The following is a 22,473-nucleotide window of genomic DNA, read 5'->3' on the forward strand; positions in this document are numbered from 1 at the left end:
CACGCCCTGGATCTACGATCCGGGCGGGTCTGAAGTCGGCTCCCCGCTCCCCGCTGCCCGTCGACCGCTCGACCCGCGGAGTACAAATCGAGCGAATGCTCGGTGACAGCAGGGCGCGTGATGGGTGCTTCTGCAGCTAGTTCGCGTGGCGAATCGGTGTCCGTCCACATTAGGAAACCGATGCTCTATCCCCTGAGCTACGAGGGCCTACGGCCCATATCGTACCGACCTGGGGATACCCACGAGTGCCCGGGCGTCCTGTGGGGTGCCCACTGGTGTCATCTGGTCGACTGGCGGGGATTCCGTCGCTGGTCGGAGGACGTGCGGAGCAAATCTCGCGCACACGCCGCTCGGCGTGCCTGGCCGTGACCGCGGGTGCCCAGCGGTGATCTCCATTGCCATTCGCTCGCCGAGCACCGCCGGAGCACTCGCGGCGGCTTCTGAGCTGGGAAAACATCTTCGGCGCACGACTTGATGTTCGCGAGGGGTTAGGCGATCGTTCCTGCACCGGTACCGCGGGGTGCGCCTCCTGCGGCAGCGTCGCCGGGCACCTCGCTTACGAGGTGCCCGGCGCGTGGCCTCGTCGCTACGGCGGTGGCCACGCAGTTTCCGTATCGCGGCGGGGCGCGACTCACCTGAGTCCTGTTTCGTTGGGCTGGCTAGCGGCAACCTGGAGCGTTCGTCGCACTATTGATACGATCGCTCCATGTCGAGACGCACTGCGCTAGCCGCGATTAGTCCCGTGGCCAGCGAGCAGTGGGGCATGGTCACCGCAGGACAAGCCCGCCGACTCGGGGTGTCCCGTCAAGACCTGAACCGCCTCGTCGATGACGGCACGCTGGCCATCGCCGATCAGGCCACGCGGGTTTATCGGCTCACGGGCGCGCCTGAAGACCCTGACCTTGACCCGCTACGCGCTGCCTGGCTCCAACTAGGCGACGCCCAGTCGTGGCAAGAACGCACCACCGCCCCGGACCTTATTATCAGCCACCGCAGTGCCGCACACCTGCGCGGACTAGGTGACCTGATTCCGCACGAACACGAGTTCTACGCCACCACCCGGATGCGACCACGACGTCACGACATCAAACTGCGCGTCCGGTCACAGATCAGCCCGGACAGCTGGGAAATCTCGGGTGGCCTTCCAGCGCGTACCGTACCGGCGATTCTTGATGATCTGCTCTCTGACGGCGAGGACGAGTCCGCAGTGGCTCAGGTCGTACGGGATGCCCTCGCGCTGGGCCTGCTGCGCGATGAGGCGCTCAACGCCATCGTCGCGCCCTACGCGGTCGTCTACGGCCACACCAACGGGGACGAGTTCGCCCAGGTACTCACCGGCAAGGGAACGAGTCGATGACCGAGCCCACGTTCCGATATCAGACGCCTTCGGCGTTCAGGACGGCACTCAAGGAACGCTTCGGGCAGATCGCGCGTACCGACCGGCGCTACCCACTCGCCGAACTCCAGCGGCAGTTCGCCTACGACCGGGCACTCGCCCGGCTGTTCAGTTCCCACGACGCCGACCGGTGGGTCCTCAAGGGCGCGGGGGCGCTGTTAGCCCGGCTCGCTACGGCTCGGCACAGCAAGGATGTCGACGTCTTCTTCAACGCCTCCGAAGTCGTCGTCGACGACGCCGTTGATGCTCTGCGTGCTGCACTTCGTGCCGATATCGGCGATCACTTCGCGTTCGACGTCAACCGGATCGCTCCTCTCCAGGAGGAAGCCAAAGGAGCCCGGGTGCACGTCAACGCACGACTCGGCCCGACTTCCTTTGCCGGCTTCCATATCGACGTCGTGGTGGGCACCGCCATGACAGGCGCGCCGGATGTCGTCGCGCCGCTGACGCCGCTCACCATCGACGGCCTGGTTCGACCGCACTATCGGGTCTTTCCAATCCCAGACCATCTGGCCGACAAGCTCTGCGCGACGGTCGGCACCTACGTCCGGGACGGGCAGCCCGCGAACAGCAGCCGAGTCAAGGACCTCGTCGACATCGCGATCATCGCCAGCACGCAAACCTTCAGCGCCGACCGGCTACGCACCGCGGTCGTCATCAACGCGGCGATACGCAAGGTTGAACTTCCCGACCGATTCATCGTGCCCGACGACGGCTGGGCAAGGCGCTACCCGAAGGTCGCGGCCGAAGCTCCCGGCACCGTCCCGGACTACGACACCGCCGTGAGCCTTGCAAGCCAGATTTTCGACCCCATTCTGGACGCAACAGCGACCGGCGTCTGGGATCCGTCAGCGCGGGCCTGGACCCCAGAGTGACCCCACCGTCCAGATCGTGGTCCAACAGCGCCGGCCAGATTTGGCAGAGCCGATCCTGCTGGAGCTCTTGAAGAAGCATCAGTCCGGACGGCGTCGGGGAATCGCGCTCGCCGACCTTACGGCGGTCAGCGCACAACGGCCGGATGTGCTGCGGCTGGTCACCTATGGGGCGGCGGCCCTCGACCATGCCCGGCAGACCGGGTCCGGTGTCGTGCTTCGTAAACTGCAAAACCTGCGGCCGGAGTTGGCCCGGTTCAAGCAAGATCCGCACGTACGCAACCTGGACACCTAAATCGCTCACCTGGTCTTTTCGTCGCACTGACCAGCAGCTCGATGGGAAGGCTCCTTCAGTGGCCGTAGAAGCCGGCAAGATCTTCCGCGAGGCTTGGATCGCCGGGGTCAACAGCACTACCCCGGGGAACCCAAAGCGGGCTACGTCGCGCCATGGGACGAAACCCCGGAATGGGAGCGGCACAGCGCGGCCGCGGTCTACCAACTCGTCACCGAGCTGCTGCGCATCAGTGAAGGCGCCGCTCGCCGTCTCACTCGGGTTCAGAAGAGCCAATTCGTGGCAGCCAGCTGGACCGCCCAGATCTTTCTGCGGATCGACAACCCCAAGCCAGCCTACGTAGCGCCGTGGGAGGCCCTGCCGACCTGGCAGCAAGAGGTCGATGCCGACATTTTCGAGTCCATCGAGAGAGTCGAGCCCCAAGCGGACTGACGCCTTCGTTCGTGCACTGGCACCGTGGGGGTGCGCCTCCTGCGGCAGCTCGCCGGGCATCTCGCGCACGAAGGGCCGGTGCGGGGCCTACCGAGGCAGCGCCGGTCGCCAGTTCCACAAGCTCTCTCACCGTGGTGAGCACCGCCTTGTGCGTGCTGGACAGGCGGGCGGGCCGACTCAGGTCATACTCGGCATGGCTGGACCAGTCGAGATGGTGCGGCAAGGTGATCATGCCGCGGGTCGGCCCGTTGAGCGCGGTGAGCGTGTCGGCCAGAACGGACGGTTTCCGATGACCGTCCGGGAGATAGCCCGCCGGTGGCCGGGTCATCGGCTCGTCCCACCCGCTGTCGCTCCCTCGGAGAAACTCGCCATCCCCAAGCCTATTGGGCCGCCCTCCACACTTCGGGCATGCGCCCAGGTAGAGGCAGTTTCAGTCCTTAGTCCTGAAAAAGAGCCTCCGGCCAACGTAGTGCGACGTGCCCTGTGACCGCGGCTCTCGGAAGCGCCGACACATGTGGCCCGTTCGTCAGCGGTTTCGTAGTCGCTGGTTCACCTGGTCGAGGTTGAAGGTGTTGGGCGCGAACTGGGTCGCGTCGGGCAGTCCCAGCCACTCCAGCCGTTCCTCATGCTCCGGGTGGCCGGGGTCGGCCAGCACCTCGATCAGCTCTTGGTATCCCCAGATGCCGCCGCAGTCGTCGGGCGGGGCCGCTCGCCGGCCGCCGGTGCACAGCGGGTACTCGAGGGTGGGGTCGGCGGCCGTCACCTTCTCGACCAAGATCTCGTGTTCCCAGTCGTCGCCGAAGTCGTAGGTGTACCGGATTTTGTCTTTCAGCGCGGGTGCGACCTGTTCCAGGGTTACTGGGCTGTCCGAGCGATGCCCCAGCTCCGGGTCGGCCTGACCGAATTGGCCGTACGCCGTGTCGAAGACGTGCAGATGGCCGCCGTGCCAGCCGAACGCCGCGAGGAACGCGAGGTGGAGCCGGTTCAGGGTGATATCGCCGGGAACCAGCAGCCGGCGCCAGATCGGCGGTTTCGCGCCCCGCAGGCTGACCTTGATCTGGTAAACCGGTGCCGGGCCGTTCGACTTCTTCCGTTTCGTCGGCAGTTTCGCCGACTGCGGCCGACGCGCGGCCGGTAGGTCCAGGCCGAACGCGGCGGGCCCGCCGGACCTGCCGAGCACGGCGGCGAACTGTTGCAACACGTCCAGTGCTGTCCGGTCAGCGGCGTGGCCGGACGCGGCCGCGCCGCGCGGCCGGCGAGCGGGCGGCAGACCTGCCAGCCGGTTGTGGGTCAGCACAGCGAGCGGGGCGTATCCCGGGCCGTCCTCGCTGTCGGTCAGGTCGAAGCCGGCCGGGACGTTGTCGGGTTCGTCCTCCTCGTCGTGGACGGCACGCGCTTCCAGGGCCTGCTCGACATGCCAGCGGAACTCGGCCGCGCTCAGTTTCTTGGTCTTGATGGTCACCCCGTCCTGCCGGGCGCCCTGATGAACCGCGGCCACGGCCGTCGGCAGTTCTTCCCCGCCGAGCAGGTAGATCTCGTCCGCAGCACCACAGTGGTCGTGATCGACCACGATCATGAGCGCGTGGTCACGATCTGCCCGCTGGAACACACCGATCAGCACCGACATGGTGTCCTCGACGTCGTACAGGCGGGTGAATGGCCCGGCGGTCAGGGGCTGCGCCAGATCATCCGCCCAGGACGGCACGGCGACACCGCCGCCGGTCAGCCGGACGGCAGCCGTCCGGGCCGCCTCGGAGACCGGATCCGCCACCTTGCCGGCCGCCGCGCCGATCGCGGTGAGCAGGGTCAGGGCAGCGCGGGTGCCGCGCGCCTCGATCGCCGGGATTACTCCACCGGCGAAAGCTGCCATGGCGTCGTCACCGCCGGATCGCGCCATCACCACGAACAGCGCGCCCGCCAACTCAGCTTCGAGGGGGTCTTTGACCTCGGCCAGGGCGGCGGCATCGTCGACCAGATCGGTCAACATCTGCTCGGGATCAGCCGCACCCGCACCGCAGGCAGGGCAGTCACAAGCCTGATCCCGATCGGAGACGACAGTGAGGTCAGGGCGTCGGAGAGACCGGCCGGTCCCTCGCTTGACAGCGCGTCGGCTTCCAGAACTCATCGCGCCATTCTGCCGCAAGAGCCGAATCTCACCTCGGCCCACCCGCTGCGAGGCTCCCTAGATTGATTCCAGGAGCCCGATCCTGCTGTCTGCCGCCCACGTAAGTATAGTTATAGTAACTACGCTTACATGGGGAGGGTCGTGGAGAAGCCGAGCGGGATCTTCGACCGGGACGACGAGTGGAACGAACTGGTCCGCTTCGCTCGCCTGCCCCAGGACGGAGCGACCCTGGGTGTCGTTTCCGGTCGTCGACGTCAGGGCAAGACGTTCCTGCTCGACGCCTTGGTCCAGGCGGCTGGCGGATTCATGTTCACCGCCACCGAGTCGTCCGAGGCCGATGCGCTACGGCAGTATGGGCAGGCGCTCGGCGACCACCTCGGTGAGGCGACACCGCTGCGGTTCGTCAATTGGGACGAAGCGATCATGCGGACGATGACGATGGCCCGGCGCGAACCGATGCCGGTGGTGATCGATGAGTTTCCGTTCCTGGCCCGCGCCAGCCCAGCACTGCCCTCGATCATTCAGCGTGCGCTCGATCCGGCCGGACAGCGCTCGAACACGCAGGTACGGCTGCTGTTGTGTGGTTCGGCGCTGTCGTTCATGGGCGGGTTGTTATCCGGGACCGCGCCGCTGAGGGGACGAGCCGGTCTGGAATTGGTGGTTCGGACGCTGGACTACCGGGCAGCCGCCCAGTTCTGGGACATCGACGACCCACGCACCGCCCTGCTCGTGAACGCGATCGTCGGCGGCACGCCTGCCTATCGGCACGAGTTCACCCAGGACGACTCTCCGGCCGGGCCGGGCGACTTCGACGACTGGGTCGTCCGTGCTGTGCTGAACCCGGCGCGCCCGTTGTTCCGGGAAGCCCGCTACCTGCTCGCGGAGGAACCCGACATCCGCGATCCCGCCCTGTACCACTCGGTCCTGGCCGCGATCGCCGACGGCCGTACCCGCCGTGGCGAGATCGCCAGCTTCCTGGGCCGGCAACCGTCCGACCTGGCCCATGCGTTGGGTGTGCTGGAGGATGCCGGACTGGTCGTGCGCGAGGAGGACGCCTTCAAGAGCAACCGGGGCGTCTACCGGACTGCTGAGCCGCTCCTGACCTTCTTCCACGCTGTCATGCGCCCGGCGTGGGGTGACCTCGAACGAACCGGTCGCGCCCGGCAGGTCTGGCCCCGCCTGCAGCGCACCTTCCTGAGCAAGGTCGTCGGCCCGCATTTCGAGACGATCTGCCGGAACTGGGCCCGCTGGGAAGCCGACCCGGACCTGCTTGGCGGCTATCCGACCAGGGTTGCGGCCGGCATCGTCAACGACCCCGCCGCCCGCACCCAGCACGAAGTGGACGTGGCCGTCTTCGGCCGCGACGACCAGGACCGCGAGGAACTTCTCGCGATCGGCGAGGCCAAGTGGAACGAGACCGTCGGAACAGGCCACCTGCAGCGGCTGGCCCACATCCGCACCCTGCTCAACGGCCGGAACGACATCCGCGCGGACCGGTGCCGGCTGCTGCTGTTCAGCGGCGGCGGCTTCACCGACGACCTTCTCGCGATGGCTGCTGCCGATCCCGGCATCCAACTCATCGACCTTGCCCGCCTGTACACGTGACCTCGACGTATTCCGCAACTCCCGATGTCGACGAAGTCACGCGCGAACGCCCGCCCGTAGACCGCACTCATCTTGTTCGCGACCGCGTCGTTGGGATGCAGAACCGGTCCCACGGCCATGAGAATGGGCTCGTTGGCCCGCCAGTCCACGCCGAACTCCACCTTCGACTGCTCTATCCCCTGAGCTACGAGGGCCTACGGCCCATATCGTACCGACCTGGGGATACTCACGAGTGCCCGGGAGTCCCGTCGAGAGGCCCCCTGGTGCCATCTGGTCTGCCGGTGGGGGTTCCGGCGCTGGTCGGAGGACGTGCGGAGCAAGTCTCGCGCACACACGCCCGGCGCGCCCGGTGGTGACTGCGGGTGCCTAGCACTGATGTCGAGTGTTATTTACTCGCCGAGCGCGTCTGGAGCACTCACGGCGCCTTCTGAGCTGGGGAAAATCTTCGGCGGACGACTTGATGTTCGCACGAGGTCACGCGATGGTTCGTGCCACCGCCGTGCGCTTGGACCGCGTACCCGCCGGCGAGTGCGAAACCGCGAACCGCGCGCCGCGCCATCGATCGCTGCCACCTGCTCCACCCCCCTTGGCCGATATACACGGCCAGGTGGCCGTCGGCGGGTCTCATGGTCTGAGCAGTTCGGGGTGTCACCAACCCTCCGCGACCTTTGCCGCCGGGCCTCACCCTGGCGGCGCCCCGTGACGTCACTCGTCGTGAGTACGTCGCGTGCAGCATCTCTTGCCGCGCGTTTAAGGTGGGTCGCTGACTCTGGCGAAAGGCGACGATGGCGAAGCTGGTCCTCCCGGCAGAAGAAGCGGTGCTTTGTGAGTTGGTCGGAGTCCGCACCTTTCTCCAAGCACGAGCAGTGCTGGCCGATGGGGAGATCGTCGATCTAGCAGTAAACGGGTCCGGTCAGGCGGTCGGCAAGGTTCGCGCCGGCGGGGCAGTGACCGGCGAGATCATCCCGGGTGCGGCGCCCGCGGTGGCAGGTGCGTGCAGCTGCGCCGATGCGGAATGCGTTCATGTCGTGGCGCTGCTGATCGCCGCTGAGCAGGAGGCCAGGGTGAAGAAGCCCGCTGCACCGGCCCAGCGCCGGCCGAGCGCCAGCCGATGGGAGTCCCAGCTGTCGGCCTGGGTCCGTGACGTGGCCGGGACACAGCCGGTCCCGCAGTCTACGGATCCCGGTGTCGGGCTGCAGTTTGAGCTGGTGAACGCATACGTTTCACGGACGCGGAAGACCCAGCAGCGGATCTCGATGCGTCCGGTGCTGCCGGGCCGCAGGGGCTGGGTGCGCACGGGGATCAGTTGGCAGTCGCTCGGCTATGCCGGGGGCGGTTCGTCGGACCTGAAGCACCACCGCCAACTACTTACCGAGATCGTCAAGCTGTCCGGCTCCCATGCGCAGTACTACAGCAGCAGCGCGAACGTCTTTCTCGACGAATTCGGCAGTCGACGGATCTGGGACTTGTTGGCGGAGGCGCAGGAGTCCGGCCTGCCGCTGGTGGCGTACGGCAAGAACGCCGGGCCGGTCATCGTGGCGCGCCGGCCGGCGCGGGTGTCGATGCGAGTGGACCGGGTCGACGGCGACCTGTTGTTACAAGCCGTGGTGCAGGACGACGGCATGCCGGTCGACCTGGAGAGCGCGATGTTCATCGGGGAGCCGGCGCACGGCATCGCCTCGTGGGGTATGCGCGGCGAAGCGGAGTCGGCTGGGCGGCCCATGAGGCTGGCTCCGCTGGCCCGGCCGCTTCCGAGTTCGGCTCGTAAGGTCCTGACGGCATCGAGTATCCGGATTCCGGGCGACCACGAGAAGCGGTTCTTCGCCGAGTTCTATCCCGGCCTGGTCCAGCAGGTGGAGGTCGTGCCGGCCGGACCCGCCGTAAGTCTGCCCGAGGTGGGTGCTCCAACCCTGACCGCGACCTTGAGTGCCGAACGCCGGCAGCAGCTGCGATTGCACTGGGAGTGGGTGGTTGAGGTAGGCGGCGGGCGACATGGCGAGCCGCTCTGGCCGCCGACGCTGTCCGACGAGGGCGCCGATCTCCTTCAGCGGGTGGCCGATCTCGTCGTGCCCAGCCTGCTCGAATCCGGCCCACTGGGCCCACGGCTCGCCTCCGAGTCGGTGCTCGGCGGCGACGAGATGATCCGCTTCCTGAGTACGGTGGTCCCCGCGCTGGCCAGACTCGGGGTGTCCGTGATCGAGCCCGACGACGGTTGGAACCTGCAGGAAACTGCGGCGACGCCGATCATCAGATTCACCGGCGCCGCCGAAGCCGACGAGCAGGATTGGTTCGACCTGTCAGTTCGCGTCGAGGTGGGCGGCGAGCAGGTCGACTTCGAAGTGCTGTTCGTGGCCCTCGCCCGGGACCAGGAGTACTTAATTCTGCCCAGTGGCGCCTATTTTGGCTTGGATCGGCCGGAGTTCCAGCAGCTGCGCGATCTGATCACCGAATCGCGAGCGCTGACCGACAGCCCGCCGGGCGTGCTCCGGGTCGGCCGGTTCCAGGCCGGGGTCTGGGACGAGCTGGCCGAATTGGGCGAGTTGGCCGGTCAGGCCGCGGATTGGCAGCGTACGGTGGCCGCGCTGACTGACGGCGTGGCCCTCGACCAGCCGGTGCCCGCCGAGGTACACGCCCAGTTGCGGCCGTACCAGGAGGAGGGTTTCCGCTGGCTGGCCGCGTTGCACGACAACGGGCTCGGCGGCATCCTCGCCGACGACATGGGTCTCGGTAAGACGCTGCAGGCGCTCGCTCTGCTGTGTCATGCCCGCAAACACGGCCGCTTCCTGGTCGTGGCGCCGGCCAGCGTCGTGCACAACTGGGCGGCTGAAGCGGCCCGGTTCACTCCCGATCTCGAGGTTCGGGCGATCACATCGACTGCGGCCCGGCGAGGTGTCGATCTGGCTGAGGCTATTGGGCAGGCCGACGTTGTGGTTACGTCTTACACGCTGTTCCGCTTGGAGTACGACGATTACGCGGCATTGGACTGGGTTGGTCTGGTGCTCGACGAAGCGCAGTTTGTGAAGAACCCGCAGTCGCAGGCATACAAGTGCGCCCGCCGCCTCCCGGTGCCTTTCAAAATCGCTATCACCGGTACGCCGATGGAGAACAATCTGGCCGAACTGTGGGCGCTGTGTTCGGTCGCCGCCCCCGGGCTGTTTCCTCGGCTCGATCGGTTCACCGAGTATTACCGCCATCCGATCGAGCGTGACCGCGACCAGGACCGGCTGGCCCAGTTACGCCGCCGGATCCGGCCGCTGGTGCTGCGCCGGCGCAAGAGCGAGGTTGCCGCCGACCTGCCGGCCAAGCAGGAGCAGGTGGTCGAGGTTGATCTGTCGCCAGGTCATCGCAAGGTTTACCAGCGCTACCTGCAGCGGGAGCGGCAGAAGGTACTTGGCTTGCTGGGTGACATGGAGAAGAATCGCTTTGAGATCTTCCGCTCGTTGACTTTGTTGCGGCAGGCCAGCCTGGACGTAGCGCTGGTCGACGAACGACACCGCGCAGTTTCCTCCACCAAGCTTGATCTGCTCGTGGAGCAACTCACCGACATCGTCGCGGAGGGCCACCGCACTCTGGTGTTCAGCCAGTTCACTCGCTTCCTCGGCAGCGCTCGCGATCGGTTGGAACAGGCCGGCATCGCCTGCACGTACCTGGACGGCAACACCCGCAATCGCAAGCGGGTGGTGGAGGAGTTCAAGACCGGCGCCGCCGGGGCCTTCCTGATCAGCCTGAAGGCCGGCGGGTTCGGCCTGAATCTGACCGAGGCGGACTACTGCATCCTGCTCGACCCGTGGTGGAACCCCGCGACGGAAGCCCAGGCGGTGGATCGAACCCACCGCATCGGGCAGACCCGCAACGTAATGGTCTATCGCCTGGTAGCGCGGGACACCATCGAGGAGAAAGTAATGGCCTTGCAGGCCCGCAAGGCCGAACTGTTCTCCGGCGTGATGGACGGCGGGGAATTCTCCTCTGCCGGGCTCACCGCGGAAGACATCCGCGAGCTCCTCGGTTAGGGGCCATGGTGCGAAAAGCGGGCGCTTAGTCACGCCCTGATAAGACCAGCCCGGCCACTTCGGTCGACAACTGTGGGGCAGAATCGGTCTCGTGTTGATCGTCCGCGCGACCAAGAAACTACGCCAGCGGCTCGGGTCGGCGACGCCGTATGACGGTGAACCGTCGGCCACCCTGCTGGGCGAGTGGTACGCGACCCTGCTGCCGTGGCGGCCTCAGCAACTGATCCTGCTGGTCAATGAGGAGACCCTGCTACCGGTGTTGATGCCGGTGGCACCGGGCGCCACCGCGCCGGCCCGCATCGGACCGGAGATCGCCGCAGCCCTGGCCACCCACCAAGCGCCGGCGAGTGTTATCGACAGCGAGTTGAGCCAGATGCGTGACTGTCGGTTCGGTCCGACCGCGAACCGCAGCGTCGTCGGGATCATGAACGAGTTCGCCTACCTCGCCGACGTCTACCGGCACTCCGACCCCAGCCGAAGCCTGACCGAGCTGGGTGCGAAACTGGCGGAGACGCCATGCAGCCCGCTCTACCGCCGCCATGTCCGGCCGGCCCGTGAACTCAAGGCGTTCCTGCAACTCATCCAGCGCCCGGAGTAGTTCGGCCAAGGTGCACCGTCGGTGGACGACTTGATGTTCGCGAGAGGTCACGCGACTGTTCGTGCACCGGTACCGCGGGGGTGCGCATCCCGCGGCAGCGTCGCCGGGCACCTCGCGCACGAGGTACCCGGTGCGTGGCTTCTCGCCGCCACGGTGTGTTGACTTCGGCGAGACCGGAAGCATTGTTCGCAGGACCGCTGGGGGTCTCGGATCTGTGCCGGTATGGGAGCATCGCGAATAGCCGGCGCATGCAGCCAGCGACCTTCCGGCCTCTTTGCCGTTCCGCGGTTTGGGCAGGCGCGGGAGGAGTAGGACTGGCATTCACCTACCGTGGTCTACCGTCCTGCCCAATACCGGTAGGCATCGATCCATACTGAGCCGTCCGGTGGTGGGGTGGGCAGTGGCAGGTCGAGTAGGTCGATCCGCTGCCGGTCACGACCTCGGGCGCAGATGGCGACGATGCTGTCGCCGGTGAGGTCGAGTTTCTTCACGGTGACTTCCACGCCGAGCGCGGTGGTGGTGAACGGCACGACCACGTTTTCTTCGATCATGGTGAACAGGCCGGTGAGTTGTTCGTCGTCGTTGTACGCGTCAACCGTGGCTTCTTCGATCATCGCCTCGAGCGCCGCGTTCCGCTTCGGTGCCATCGGCGGAGGATGGCGGCCTGTCGTCGTAGGTTCGAAGCCCGATACGCCAGAATGATTCGGTGGATGCGACGGCTGAGCACGCCGACCTGCGCCGGGAGGTACAGCGCTTACAGGCCGAGAACGCCAGGCTGTCGCGGTTGCTGGAACTGCGTGGTCAGGACACAGCTCCGTCCCCGGAGCAGCTATCCGCCCCGGCCGCCGCGCCGGGGATGGTCACCATGGCCTCGCCGGTGGCGGACAAGCTGGCTTTGTTCACCGACCGGTTCCGGGCCCGCACCGACGTGTACGCCGTCCGCTGGGAAAACACTCGTACGGGTGCATCTGGGTGGTCGCCAGCCGTCGCCGGCGGCTGGCGCAAGGGTATGGATCGGCGCAGCGCCGTCCATCTTCCTCGTACGCCCCAAGTCGTCGCCGCTCATCTGGTCGGCGACGTGTTCATGGGTCTCTACCCGTTGCTACCCAAAAACACGTGCCAGTTCGTCGTCGCCGACTTCGACGGTGCGACGGCGATGCTTGACGCGCTCGCCTACGTCAAGGCGGCGAGGGCCAGTGCTGTGCCGGCCGCGCTGGAGATTTCCCAGTCTGGCCGCGGGGCCCATGTATGGATCTTCTTCACTGACACGCTAACCGCGGCGACGGCACGAATGGTCGGTACCGCGTTGCTGCACGAGGCGATGGTGCTGCGCGGGTCGATGGACCTACGGTCTTATGACCGGCTGTTTCCCAATCAAGACGTCATGCCCGACGGCGGGTTCGGCAACCTCATCGCCGCCCCGCTGTACGGCCGCCGCCGTAAAGAAGGCCTCACCACGTTCCTCGACCTCGGCACGCTCGAACCGTACGAGGACCAGTGGGCGTTCCTCTCGACGCTGGATCGGCTCAGCCCCGGCGATGCAGAACGCCTCGTCCGTAATGCGAAACGCTCCACCACCGGAACCGACGTCGCCAGGATCAGCCGGTCTGCCGCAACGCAGGTCCATCCCGCGCTGCCTCCGGTGGTCCAGGCGGAACTCGGTGCCGGTCTGAATCTCGACGCCGGTCAGCTCACCCCGGCCGCGCTCGCGACGTTCAAACACGCGGCTGCCATTGCCAATCCGAAGTTCTACGAACTGCAACGCCTGCGGAAATCGACCTGGGACACCCCGCGATTCATCCGCGGCTACGACCTCACCCTCGACGACCACCTGGTCCTGCCCCGCGGGTTGCGACACACCATCAACTCCATCGTCGAACATGCGGGTTCGCGGCTTTCCGTCGCCGACGCGCGAAACCCCGGCCAGGAGATCGACGTCGCGTTCACCGGCGAACTCACCGCCAAGCAAGGGACCGCGGTCGGCGCCCTGCTCGCCCACGACGACGGGCTGCTCATCGCTCCGCCCGGATCCGGTAAGACCGTCATGGGCTGCGCCGTGATCGCCGAGCGTGGCACCTCCACCCTGATCCTCATCGACCGCAAAGCCCTCGCAGACCAGTGGCGTATGCGCGTCGAGCAGTTCCTCGGCATCAAACCCGGCCAACTCGGCGGCGGCCGGCGCAAACTCACCGGCACCGTGGACATCGTGCTGCTGCCGTCGCTGGCCAGACGTGACGACATCGCCACCCTCACCCACGAGTACGGGCACGTGATTGTCGACGAGTGCCATCACCTCGGCGCAGCCGCGTACGAGCATTCCGTCAAAGCGATCGCCGCGCAGTTCTGGCTCGGCCTCACCGCCACGCCCACCCGGCGTGACGGCCTCGGTCAACTCGTCACCTGGCAACTCGGCCCCGTGCGGCACACCATGACCGACGAGGAACAGGGCACTCTCGCCGCCACCATGCACGCTGACGCCGGACCGCGACGCGTGTTGTTCCTGCAGGACACCGAGTTCAAGGCCGGCGACGTCGACCTGGACGCGCCGGGCGGGCTGGCCGAGGTGCATCGGAGATTGGCCCTCGACGAGCCACGCAACACTCTGATCGCCGATGACGTTGCCGCGGCCCTGAAGCGTGGCCGCAATTGTCTGATCCTCACCCGACGGGTCGCCCACGTCGAGGCTCTCGCCGCAATGCTCGCCACACGGGGACATCAGCCGCTCGTGCTCCAAGGAGCGATGAGCACCACCGATCGCCGGGCGGTTGTCGAACGACTGGACACAGCCAAAGCCGGTGACGCCCTGCTGGTCATCGGCACCACGCCGTTCATCGGCGAAGGCTTCGACGCCCCAGCCCTCGATACCCTCTTCCTCGCCGGGCCGATCTCCTACGACGGCCTGCTCGTCCAATGCGCCGGCCGCGTCATCCGAGCCGCACCAGGCAAGGACATCGCCGAGGTACACGACTACCACGACGTTGCCACCCCAGTCCTTGCCGCCTCATTGCAACGCCGCATGCCCGGATACCGGACTCTCGGCTTCGCAGCGGCATAAACCAGTGCAGTCGCGGATAGCCTCAGTCGTCGATGGATGATGGTCGTGAGGCCAACCGGCAGACCGCCGATTCCGTCCGAGCGACGGCAGCGGTCGGCCGAACGGGGTCTTCTCTACGACCCGGCCACGGGGAATTCTCAGGGAATCTCGGCTGAGGTCAACAGGCTCTTGTTCAGCCAGGTAGTCGCCTCGATCCTGCGCAGCTGCCGGGCCGCATGTCGCAGTGAATGGCCCCTTTTCACCCGGCATGCGGACGCCTCGACCCGGCGCGAGCCCGACCACTCCGCGGGTTTCGCCACGCAACTACTCCGACGAAGACTGGTCACGCAGATCGCGACGCCATACGGCGAACCGTTTCCGGATGTCGTCGAGCGCTTGACCGGTGATGCCGTATTGGGCGAAGTCGTCCGGATCCAGCAGGTCGGCCTGCCCAAGGGCGTCGGCGAAGATTCGCCGGTCGAAGCCGCGGTCGGCGCGTTCGGCCAGGCATAGAACGACTTCGTGGGTGTACCGGCCTGATCGCAGCGCGGCATCGACGTCGACGAAGTCGCGTGCGAACGCCCGCCCGTAGAGCGCACACATTTTGTTCGCGACCGCGTCGTCGGGATGCAGAACCGGTCCCACGGCCATGAGAATGGGTTCGTTGGCTCGCCAGTCCACGCCTAGCTCCACCTTCGACGTGTGGCTGCCGTCGCTCACTGCCAGTCGGGCGAACGTCTCGTACCGCCGTGCGAGGTCGACTGTGAGGCCGTCGTCGCGGTACGCCTGAACCACGGCTGCGACCGCTGTGCTGAACTCGTCGCGGCGGTTCCAGCCGGTAAACAGGTCGATGTCCTCGCTGGGCCGCTCAAGAAGACCGGCTGCCTGGACCGTATCCGCCGGCGAGGGCGAAGCCGTATCGCTGAGCGGCGGCAAGCCCCGTGCGAGCGAGCCGTTCGTGAAAGGGATCCACCAGCTATGCGGCGTTCGTGCGGGTAGCGGCGAGTTCCGGGAAGCGTTCTTCCCAGCGCCGCCGGAGCTGCGGTGGCAGCCACAGCGTGGGCCAGAGCCGGAGAAGCAGTTCACCGTTGAGCCAGGTGCACAAGTCGTCGACGCTGCCAGCCTCGGTCAGCACCACCTTGTACATGCTGGACAGGCGCGCGGCCCGGCTCAGGTCATACTCGGCATGGCCGGACCAGTCGAGGTGGCGCGGCAACGTGATCATGCCGCGGGTCGGCCCGTTCAACGCAGTGAGCGTGTCGGCGAGGACGTACGGCTTCCGATCACCGTACGGAAGGTAGCTCACCGGCGGCCGGGTCATCGGCTCGTCCCGCCAGGTGTCGACTCCCTCAGAGAACTGGCCCACGCCCCCAGCCTACTGGACACGCCTCCACACTTCGTGCATACGCTCCGGCGAATGGCAGGTCCGTAGTCCTCTATCCGCTGACAAATCGCCTCCGGTTTGCCACGGCGTAGTGCCTGAAATGCGTACGTCATTGAGGGGTTTGGCGCCGCTGAGAAGTCGGATGCCGAGCTGGCGCAGCCTGCGTGACGCCTCCAGGCGACGCCGTTGGGCGCCGTGACCACGAGGCCGGCAGCAGCGTCAGCTGGAACACCCACCTCGTCAGCCCCTGAGCTACGAGGGCCTGCGGCCCACGTCCTGCCGACCTGGGGATGTCGGTCATGGTCCGGGCGTGCTGGTCGGGGGGTTCGGGACGAAGGTTGCCCGATCTACTTAAGTTTGTTTACAGATATTGACCGGGCCCTCGGTATTTGGTTTGGTCGATTTATCGCGCGCGCGGTCCTCTTCCCCCACGCTCCCCGGAAGGTCCGCCATGAAACGGAAACGCCTGCTCACGCTGCTTGCTGTGGTCAGTCTTGGGCTTGTTGGTGCGGTGGCGCCGATGCTCACGTCGGAAGCTGCCGCTGCCTGCGTGACCGCCTATAACAGCAGTGCGGTGTACACCGGAGGCATGACCGCCTCCTACAACAGCCACAACTGGACCGCCAAGTGGTGGACCCAAGGTGAAGCGCCCAGCACCGGTGGCTCGGGGGTCTGGCAGGACAACGGGGGCTGTGACGGCGGCAGCACCGGCGGTGGCGGGGGCAGCACCAACTGCAGCTATCCGAACTGGGTCGCCGGGCAGTATTACGCGGTCGGGGCCATCGTTAAATACACGAATGGGCAGTTCTATCAGGCCACCCATGAAAATCCGGGCTATGACCCGGTCATCAGCACCTGGTTCTGGTCTCCCTACACCTGTACCGGTGGGGGCAACACCGGCGGCGGGGGCGGGACCAGCGGGTTTGTGGTCAGTGAAGCTCAGTTCAATCAGATGTTCCCGGGGCGGAACGGCTTTTACACGTACGCCGGGCTCGTTGACGCCATGAAGAAGTATCCGTCGTTTGCCACCAGTGGCAGTGACACCGTCAAGAAGCAGGAGGCGGCGGCGTTCCTGGCCAACGTCAGCCACGAGACCGGTGGTCTGGTCTACATCGACGAGATCAACCAGGCCAACTGGCCGCACTACTGCGACACCTCCCAGCCGTACGGGTGTCCGGCGGGGCAGTCGGCCTATCACGGTCGCGGGCCTATTCAGCTGAGCTGGAACTTCAACTACTACGCGGCCGGTAACGCTCTCGGTGTCGACCTGCTCAACAACCCCAACCTGGTGGCCACCAACTCGTCGATCTCGTGGCAGACCGGTCTCTGGTACTGGATGACCGGCACCGGCGCGGCCGGCACCACCTCGCACAACGCCATGGTCAACGGGCAGGGGTTCGGCACCACGATCCGGGCGATCAACAGCATCGAGTGCAACGGCGGTAACCCGGCCCAGGTGCAGAGCCGGGTCAACATCTACACGCAGTTCGCGAACGTGCTCGGCGTCGCCACCGGCGGCAACCTGAGCTGCTGACACGACCGGGCGGTGCTGCTGCGAAAGCGGCACCGCCCGTCGTAGCCTCGGCTGCATGACGGAGACCCACACCCTGGCGCTGCCCGAGGTCGATCTGGTTTACGACGTACGAGGTACGGGCGGGAACACGCTGCTCATGATCGGGCAGCCGATGACGGCGGACGGGTTCGGCGCGCTCGCCGAGCACTTCACCGACCGCACCGTCGTCACCTACGACCCTCGTGGGCTGGGCCGCAGCACCCGCAAGGACGGCCGCAGCGAGCTCACCCCGCAGGATCAGGCGGCGGACCTGCACCGGCTGATCGAGGCGCTCGGCGGCGGGCCGGTCGACGTCTTCGCCAGCAGCGGCGGCGCGGTCACCGCACTGGAGCTGGTCGCGAAGTACCCGGGTGACGTCGGCACGCTGGTGGCGCACGAACCGCCGATCAACGCGGTCCTGCCCGACGCCGCGGCCGCCGATCGGGCCCGGGCCCGCTTTTACGAGGCGTACCAGGCGAAGGGCAACGGGGCCGGCATGGCCGCGTTCATCGTCATGACGTCGTGGCAGGGCGAGTTCACCGACGCGTACTTCGAGCAGCCGTTGCCGGACCCGGCGATGTTCGGGATGCCGGCCGAGGACGACGGCAACCGCGACGACCCGCTGCTGTCGAAGAAGTCGTGGTCGATCACCGACTACCGGCCGGACGCGGCCGCGCTGACCGCGGCCCCGACCCGAATCGTGATCGGGGTCGGCGAGGAGACCGGGAACGCCTACACGGCGCGCACCGCGCACGGTGTGGCGGCGCTGCTCGGCCAGGAGGCGGTCGTCTTCCCCAGCCATCACGGCGGCTTCCTCGGCGGCGACTTCGGCTACGCGGGCAAGCCGCCGGAGTTCGCGGCCAAGCTGCGAGAGGTGCTGGACGTAAAGGCGTGACGGGGCTGAACGTAAAGGCGTGACGGGGCTGGCCGTAAAGGCGTGACGGGGCTGGAAGTCAGTCCGTGACGATGCGGCCGGAGTGCAGCCGGACGACGATGTCGGCGGCGTCGATGACGCGCTGGTCATGGGTTGCCACGATGGCCAGGGTGCCGGTCTGCACCGCGGCCCGCAAGGCGTCGAGCACCAGGTGGACGTGCTCGTCGTCCTGATGGGCGGTGGGTTCGTCGAGGACGGCGACGGCCGGGCGCAGGACGAGCGCGCGGGCCAGCGCGGTGCGCTGCTGCTCACCCAGCGAGGTGTCCCGAGCCGGGCGCCCGGCGATCGCGGTCAGGCCGAGCCGGTCGAGCAGTTCGGCATCGTCCGCCGCGCCGAACAGCGGGAGCAGCACGTTCTCGGCGACGGTCAGGGCCGGGTCGAGCGCCAGCCGTTGCGGCAGCAGCGACACGGTCGACCAGCTCGGGGCGGGCACCGCGGGCCGGCCGTCGACCAGCACGGTTCCGCTGGTGGGTGGCATGACCCCGGCGATCAGGTGGCACAGGGTGGATTTGCCGGAGCCGGACCGTCCGGCGAGGACGGCCGTCGCGGCGGCCGGCAGCGACAGGTCGACGTCCTGAAGAACGGGCTGCCCGGCCCGGGTGTGCCCGACGTTGCGTACCTCTACCAGTGCCATCGTCACTCCGGCCGATGCAGCTCGACGTGGCCGTCGACGACGGTGACGACGACCCGGCCGTCGGGGAACAGCGGCAGCGCTTCTTCGGGCAGCTGGAGCCGGCCCTGGCCGTCGATGGTGGTGGTGTGGTCCTGGCCGGCATCCACGACCCCGCTCAGCACTCCGTGCCGCAGTCGCAGCACGGTGTCGGCGGCCGCCGTGGCCCGCGCGTCGTGGGTGGCGAGCACGACGGCGCTGCCCTGGTCGGCGCGGGCCCGCAGCAGGCGAAGGACCAGCGCCGCCGAGTCGTCGTCCAACTCGGCGGTCGGCTCGTCGGCCACGAGAAGCGCGGGCGCACCGACGGCGGCCGCGGCCACCGCGAGGCGCTGCTGCTCACCGCCGGACAGCACGGCCGGAAGCGCCCCGGCCCGGGCCCCCAGCTCGACCTCGTCCAGCAGGGCGAGGGCGTCGCAGCGTACGCGCCGGAGCCGGGCTATCTGCTCGATCTGCCCCCGGGCGTCCAGTTGCGGGAACAGGCTGTGCGTCGGCCGCTGCGCCACCCAGCCGATCTCCTGGCGGCGAAGCCGTTGCAGCCTGCGGCGGGACAGCCCGGACACGAGCGTGCCCCGATGCCGCAGCTCACCGCCGGCCGGCCGTTCACGGAGGGCCAGCAACGCGAGCAGGGTGGATTTGCCGCTGCCGGACGGCCCGGTGATGGCGCTGATCCGGCCGCCGAACACGGTGACGTCGACACCGCGCAGCGCCTGGGTCGGGCCGGTGGGGGCGGCGTAGAGCTGCAGGAGCTCGCGCCCGGCGAGAAGGGGTTCAGTCGTCACGGTAGGCGTCCTCCTCGGCGCTCACCGAACGCATCGTGGTCAGCGCCACGGCCAGGGCGGTCGCCACGACGGCCGCCACGGCGGTGATCACCAGGCCGAGTGCGGAGAGCTGGAAGGCGTAGCGGGGGAGCAGGCCGGGCTGATCGTCGAGCAGCCGGCCGGCGATCGGGGCGAGTGCCGCCACCCCGGCCACCGCGGCGGCCAGGGCGACCACCGCCAGCAGCACGAACTCCAGCGACCGCGCGCGGCGCACCCGGGCCCGGCCGAGACCGACCCGGGCCAGCATCAGGTCGGTGGGCCGGCGGAGGACGGCGGTGCGTTGCGCGTAGACGCCCAGGGTCAGGACGGCCAGCAGCGCCAGGTAGCCGGCGATGGCGAGCTGGTAACTGCGGGCCCGGCCGGTCGCGATGTAGGTGGCGTCCTGGCGCAGGAGGGTCGCGCTGGCCAGCGACTCGGGCTGTACGCCCTTCGCGGTCAGCACCGGCTGCACGCTGGTCGAGCTCCACAGGAAGGTCCGGAACAGCTGGACGCCGGCCGGCATCGCGGTGCGCGGGCGCAGGCGCGGGTCGTCCGGGCCGAGCTTCGCGAACATCGGGGTGGCGGCGACCACGTACATCGGGCGGCCCTGCATGCCGGGGAAGGCGGCCACCCGCGCCGCCACCTCGACGTCCTCGGTCGATGCGCCGACCGCGACCCGGATCGTGTCGACCAGCGCGGACGCCGGGTCGCCGACGACGATCGCCCGCGCCGAGCCGCTGCCGTTGTTCTCGTCGGCGGTGCCGGGGTTCGCGGCCAGTGCCGCCACCGCGGCCCGGGCCGCGGCGAGATCCGGGCCGTGGCCCCACATCGCGACGTCGAGGAACCGGGCCGGGTCGATGACCAGCAGATCTTTTCGGAAGTCGTCGAGCGGGGTCAGCACGTCGGACCGCCAGACCACGGTGTTGCCGGCCGGCAGCGGCGGGATGCGCGACCCGGCCACCGGGGCATCCGGCGGCCCGCCGCGCAGCGGATCGTCGGGCGGCACCGACACCGCCGCGTCGTCGAGCGACGAGGAGCCGCCATCCAGGACCGCGACGCTCTCCGCGCCGGCCGCCACCGCGATGCGGTCGCCGGCCGAGACCGTGGTCGACTCCACCGCGGACAGGCCGAACAGCAGCATGCCCAGGCCCGCGGTCACCACCGTGACGGCGAGCCGCCGCTCGGCCCCGCCGGAATCCAGGCCGCGGCGGGCCAGCCACACCACCGCGCGGCGCGGCGAGGCCGGCAGCCGGGCGCCGCCGGCCAACCGGCCGGGCAGCCAGCCGGCCAGCACCCCGACCGCCGCCAGGATCAGCAGCGGGACCAGCAGGTCGATGCCCTCGGCGCTGCCACCCGCGCTGATCAGGCCGGCCGCGGCGACCAGGGCGACCACCACGACCATCGCGGACCAGGGCAACGGCCGGCGTGCGGTGGCCGGCGGCGATGGGCGTACCCGTCGCAAGGCCGCAAGCGCGCCCACGCACGCCACCGTGAGCAGACCGGCCAGGGCGACCGTCGCCCCGGCCCGCGCCGCCGGCGCGAGTGACTCGTCGATCCGGCCGGGCGGACCCAGCCGGGCCACCAGCTGCCAGGCGGCCAGCCAGCCGAGAGCCGCGCCGAGCGCGGCCGGCAGCAGATGCTCGAGCAGCCACAGCCCGCCCACCCGCAGCGGTGACATCCCGACCGCGACCGCGTGCCGGATCTCCCGTTCCCGGCGCCGCGCGGTCAGCAGGGCCACCGCCAGCACCGATGCCAGGCCGACGCCGGTTGCCGCCCACTCCACCGGCCTGGTCCGCTGGCGCACGGTGTCGGTGGTGGCCTGGGCGGTCTCGGCGATCCGGCCGATGCCGCTGGCGAACCGCAGGGCCAGTGGGTCGTCGCCCTCGGCCGGCAGCGCGGTCGCGTACTTGCGGCGGACCTCCTCCAGCCGCGCGGCGGTGCGTCGCGCGTCGGCGAGCGTCCCGCCCGGCGCGAGTGCCGCCTCGACCGCCCAGAAGATCTGGTCACCGGTGGCCTGCGCCAGGCGTTCCACCGTCGCCACGTCGCCGATCAGGAGGTACGCCGGGATCGTGCGGTACTCGGTGTCGTCGGGGGTGTCCCCGCGCCGCAGCGCCCACTTGCGGCTCGGCGGGGTCTCGGCGGGCAGCCGGCCGGCGGCGTCGACGGCGTAGATGCCGCCGACCGTGGTGGTGACCCGCTGCGGCGTGCCGCGGTTGCCGATGACGAGGGCGAGCATGATCTGGTCGCCGGCGCGTACGCCCAGCTCGGCGGCCATCGGCTCGGGCAGCCACAGCCCGTCCGTCCCGGCCGGGGCACCCACCGCGACCAGCTCGTCGGCGGGCGAGCCGACGGCGAACAGCCGCCCCCGCTCGTGCCGGTCGCCGGCGTTGGCGGTGAATCCCCAGAACTTGGGGGCGGCCAGCTCCGCGCCCACCGACTGGCCGGTCAGGTCCGGCTCGGTCAGGCCCGGCACCGCTCGCAGATCGTCGATCACCGCCTGCTGGTCGAAGCTTTTCGGCCCGACGTCGGCCGACATCCGGACCACCGCGGCGTCGCTCTGCCGGGCCGCCGCGACCTCACCGAGGCGCACCTGGAAGGCGGCGTTGCCGGACGCCTCGGCGAACATCTGCCCGGCCGCGCCGGCCGCCGCCAGCACCAGGAACGCCGCGAGGATCAGCAGCGACCAGGCCCGTTGCCGCAGCCCACCCAGCATCGCGGCCATCGTGAGGCGATCAACGGGCCGCATAGTTCCGGAACCTACAACACGTCATC

15 protein-coding genes and 3 pseudogenes are annotated in these 22,473 nt (G+C 68.5%); 10 read left to right on the forward strand and 8 right to left on the reverse strand.

Translation table 11 applies throughout. From position 1 onward, the window contains the following. Positions 1–706: 706 nt before the first annotated feature. From Adu01nite_RS25210 to Adu01nite_RS25225, 4 genes are all read left to right on the forward strand, one after another. Positions 707–1,357, forward strand: coding sequence for a type IV toxin-antitoxin system AbiEi family antitoxin domain-containing protein (locus Adu01nite_RS25210; RefSeq protein ID WP_203729928.1), 651 nt, complete (start codon positions 707–709; stop codon positions 1,355–1,357). Next, entirely contained in the window at positions 1,354–2,271 is a 918-nt protein-coding gene (locus tag Adu01nite_RS25215; protein WP_203729930.1) for a nucleotidyl transferase AbiEii/AbiGii toxin family protein, read from the forward strand. The genes Adu01nite_RS25210 and Adu01nite_RS25215 overlap by 4 nt, the downstream gene beginning before the upstream one ends. A gap of 16 nt (positions 2,272–2,287) precedes the next feature. Then, positions 2,288–2,563: a hypothetical protein gene (locus tag Adu01nite_RS25220; protein ID WP_203729932.1), complete on the forward strand. Its 276-nt coding sequence runs from the start codon at positions 2,288–2,290 to the stop codon at positions 2,561–2,563. 93 nt (positions 2,564–2,656) lie between these two features. Next, positions 2,657–2,992, forward strand: a complete 336-nt coding sequence (locus tag Adu01nite_RS25225; RefSeq protein ID WP_239132694.1) for a hypothetical protein — start codon at positions 2,657–2,659, stop codon at positions 2,990–2,992. Between the two features lie 526 nt (positions 2,993–3,518). Here the strand turns inward: Adu01nite_RS25225 and Adu01nite_RS25230 are convergent. Further along, positions 3,519–4,979, reverse strand: a complete 1,461-nt coding sequence (locus tag Adu01nite_RS25230) for a plasmid pRiA4b ORF-3 family protein (protein WP_203729934.1) — start codon at positions 4,977–4,979, stop codon at positions 3,519–3,521. 267 nt (positions 4,980–5,246) lie between these two features. Here Adu01nite_RS25230 and Adu01nite_RS25235 point away from each other — a divergent pair, with 267 nt between their 5' ends. After that, on the forward strand, positions 5,247–6,722 hold the full coding sequence (locus tag Adu01nite_RS25235; protein ID WP_203729936.1) for an AAA family ATPase: 1,476 nt from the start codon (positions 5,247–5,249) through the stop codon (positions 6,720–6,722). Here the strand turns inward: Adu01nite_RS25235 and Adu01nite_RS49160 are convergent. Continuing rightward, positions 6,710–6,910, reverse strand: a pseudogene (locus Adu01nite_RS49160) (nucleotidyl transferase AbiEii/AbiGii toxin family protein); the annotation flags it as partial. The gene Adu01nite_RS25235 and the pseudogene Adu01nite_RS49160 overlap by 13 nt on opposite strands. Positions 6,911–7,507: 597 nt before the next feature. On the opposite strand from Adu01nite_RS49160, the gene Adu01nite_RS25240 reads away from it, so the two are divergent. Together Adu01nite_RS25240 and Adu01nite_RS25245 are read left to right on the forward strand one after the other, a co-directional pair. Further along, positions 7,508–10,732, forward strand: coding sequence for a DEAD/DEAH box helicase (locus tag Adu01nite_RS25240; protein ID WP_203729938.1), 3,225 nt, complete (start codon positions 7,508–7,510; stop codon positions 10,730–10,732). A gap of 91 nt (positions 10,733–10,823) precedes the next feature. Continuing rightward, positions 10,824–11,330: a DUF6933 domain-containing protein gene (locus Adu01nite_RS25245; protein ID WP_203729940.1), complete on the forward strand. Its 507-nt coding sequence runs from the start codon at positions 10,824–10,826 to the stop codon at positions 11,328–11,330. A 335-nt stretch (positions 11,331–11,665) separates the two neighbouring features. Here the strand turns inward: Adu01nite_RS25245 and Adu01nite_RS25250 are convergent, their stop codons facing one another. Further along, positions 11,666–11,977 carry a hypothetical protein gene (locus Adu01nite_RS25250; protein WP_203729942.1) on the reverse strand — a complete coding sequence of 104 codons (312 nt, stop codon included), beginning with the start codon at positions 11,975–11,977 and terminating at the stop codon, positions 11,666–11,668. A gap of 59 nt (positions 11,978–12,036) precedes the next feature. On the opposite strand from Adu01nite_RS25250, the gene Adu01nite_RS25255 reads away from it, so the two are divergent. After that, positions 12,037–14,385, forward strand: coding sequence for a DEAD/DEAH box helicase (locus tag Adu01nite_RS25255; RefSeq protein WP_203729944.1), 2,349 nt, complete (start codon positions 12,037–12,039; stop codon positions 14,383–14,385). A 303-nt stretch (positions 14,386–14,688) separates the two neighbouring features. Here Adu01nite_RS25255 and Adu01nite_RS25260 read toward each other — a convergent pair. Both Adu01nite_RS25260 and Adu01nite_RS25265 read right to left on the reverse strand, forming a co-directional pair. Beyond that, a pseudogene (locus tag Adu01nite_RS25260) lies at positions 14,689–15,337 on the reverse strand (nucleotidyl transferase AbiEii/AbiGii toxin family protein). A 3-nt stretch (positions 15,338–15,340) separates the two neighbouring features. After that, positions 15,341–15,679: pseudogene (locus Adu01nite_RS25265) on the reverse strand (hypothetical protein); the annotation flags it as partial. 520 nt (positions 15,680–16,199) lie between these two features. Between Adu01nite_RS25265 and Adu01nite_RS25270 the strand changes: the two are divergent. Both Adu01nite_RS25270 and Adu01nite_RS25275 read left to right on the forward strand, forming a co-directional pair. After that, positions 16,200–17,282 (forward strand): glycoside hydrolase family 19 protein, encoded by a 1,083-nt coding sequence (locus Adu01nite_RS25270; RefSeq protein WP_203729946.1) that lies wholly within the window; start codon positions 16,200–16,202, stop codon positions 17,280–17,282. 55 nt (positions 17,283–17,337) lie between these two features. Then, positions 17,338–18,195, forward strand: coding sequence for an alpha/beta fold hydrolase (locus tag Adu01nite_RS25275; protein WP_203729947.1), 858 nt, complete (start codon positions 17,338–17,340; stop codon positions 18,193–18,195). A 58-nt stretch (positions 18,196–18,253) separates the two neighbouring features. Here Adu01nite_RS25275 and Adu01nite_RS25280 read toward each other — a convergent pair whose 3' ends face one another. The 3 genes from Adu01nite_RS25280 to Adu01nite_RS25290 are packed head-to-tail and all read right to left on the reverse strand — an operon-like array spanning position 18,254 to position 22,447. Further along, on the reverse strand, positions 18,254–18,868 hold the full coding sequence (locus Adu01nite_RS25280) for an ABC transporter ATP-binding protein (RefSeq protein ID WP_203729949.1): 615 nt from the start codon (positions 18,866–18,868) through the stop codon (positions 18,254–18,256). Positions 18,869–18,870: 2 nt separating this feature from the next. Continuing rightward, the gene (locus Adu01nite_RS25285; protein ID WP_203729951.1) at positions 18,871–19,683 is read right to left on the reverse strand and encodes an ATP-binding cassette domain-containing protein; all 813 of its coding nucleotides are present in this window, start codon (positions 19,681–19,683) and stop codon (positions 18,871–18,873) included. After that, positions 19,673–22,447 carry a hypothetical protein gene (locus Adu01nite_RS25290; protein WP_203729953.1) on the reverse strand — a complete coding sequence of 925 codons (2,775 nt, stop codon included), beginning with the start codon at positions 22,445–22,447 and terminating at the stop codon, positions 19,673–19,675. The genes Adu01nite_RS25285 and Adu01nite_RS25290 overlap by 11 nt, the downstream gene beginning before the upstream one ends. Positions 22,448–22,473 lie beyond the last annotated feature (26 nt).

The sequence above is a fragment of the Paractinoplanes durhamensis genome, assembly GCF_016862175.1.
Taxonomy (GTDB): domain Bacteria; phylum Actinomycetota; class Actinomycetes; order Mycobacteriales; family Micromonosporaceae; genus Actinoplanes; species Actinoplanes durhamensis.

What these genes read in the sequence shown, in the direction of transcription:
- Adu01nite_RS25235 (WP_203729936.1), top strand. Translation starts at nt 5,247, where the DNA reads ATGGGGAGGGTCGTGGAGAAGCCGAGCGGGATCTTCGACCGGGACGAC.
- Adu01nite_RS25280 (WP_203729949.1), bottom strand. Translation starts at nt 18,868, where the DNA reads ATGGCACTGGTAGAGGTACGCAACGTCGGGCACACCCGGGCCGGGCAG.
- Adu01nite_RS25250 (WP_203729942.1), bottom strand. Translation starts at nt 11,977, where the DNA reads ATGGCACCGAAGCGGAACGCGGCGCTCGAGGCGATGATCGAAGAAGCC.
- Adu01nite_RS25275 (WP_203729947.1), top strand. Translation starts at nt 17,338, where the DNA reads ATGACGGAGACCCACACCCTGGCGCTGCCCGAGGTCGATCTGGTTTAC.
- Adu01nite_RS25210 (WP_203729928.1), top strand. Translation starts at nt 707, where the DNA reads ATGTCGAGACGCACTGCGCTAGCCGCGATTAGTCCCGTGGCCAGCGAG.
- Adu01nite_RS25290 (WP_203729953.1), bottom strand. Translation starts at nt 22,447, where the DNA reads ATGCGGCCCGTTGATCGCCTCACGATGGCCGCGATGCTGGGTGGGCTG.
- Adu01nite_RS25215 (WP_203729930.1), top strand. Translation starts at nt 1,354, where the DNA reads ATGACCGAGCCCACGTTCCGATATCAGACGCCTTCGGCGTTCAGGACG.
- Adu01nite_RS25240 (WP_203729938.1), top strand. Translation starts at nt 7,508, where the DNA reads ATGGCGAAGCTGGTCCTCCCGGCAGAAGAAGCGGTGCTTTGTGAGTTG.
- Adu01nite_RS25230 (WP_203729934.1), bottom strand. Translation starts at nt 4,979, where the DNA reads ATGTTGACCGATCTGGTCGACGATGCCGCCGCCCTGGCCGAGGTCAAA.
- Adu01nite_RS25270 (WP_203729946.1), top strand. Translation starts at nt 16,200, where the DNA reads ATGAAACGGAAACGCCTGCTCACGCTGCTTGCTGTGGTCAGTCTTGGG.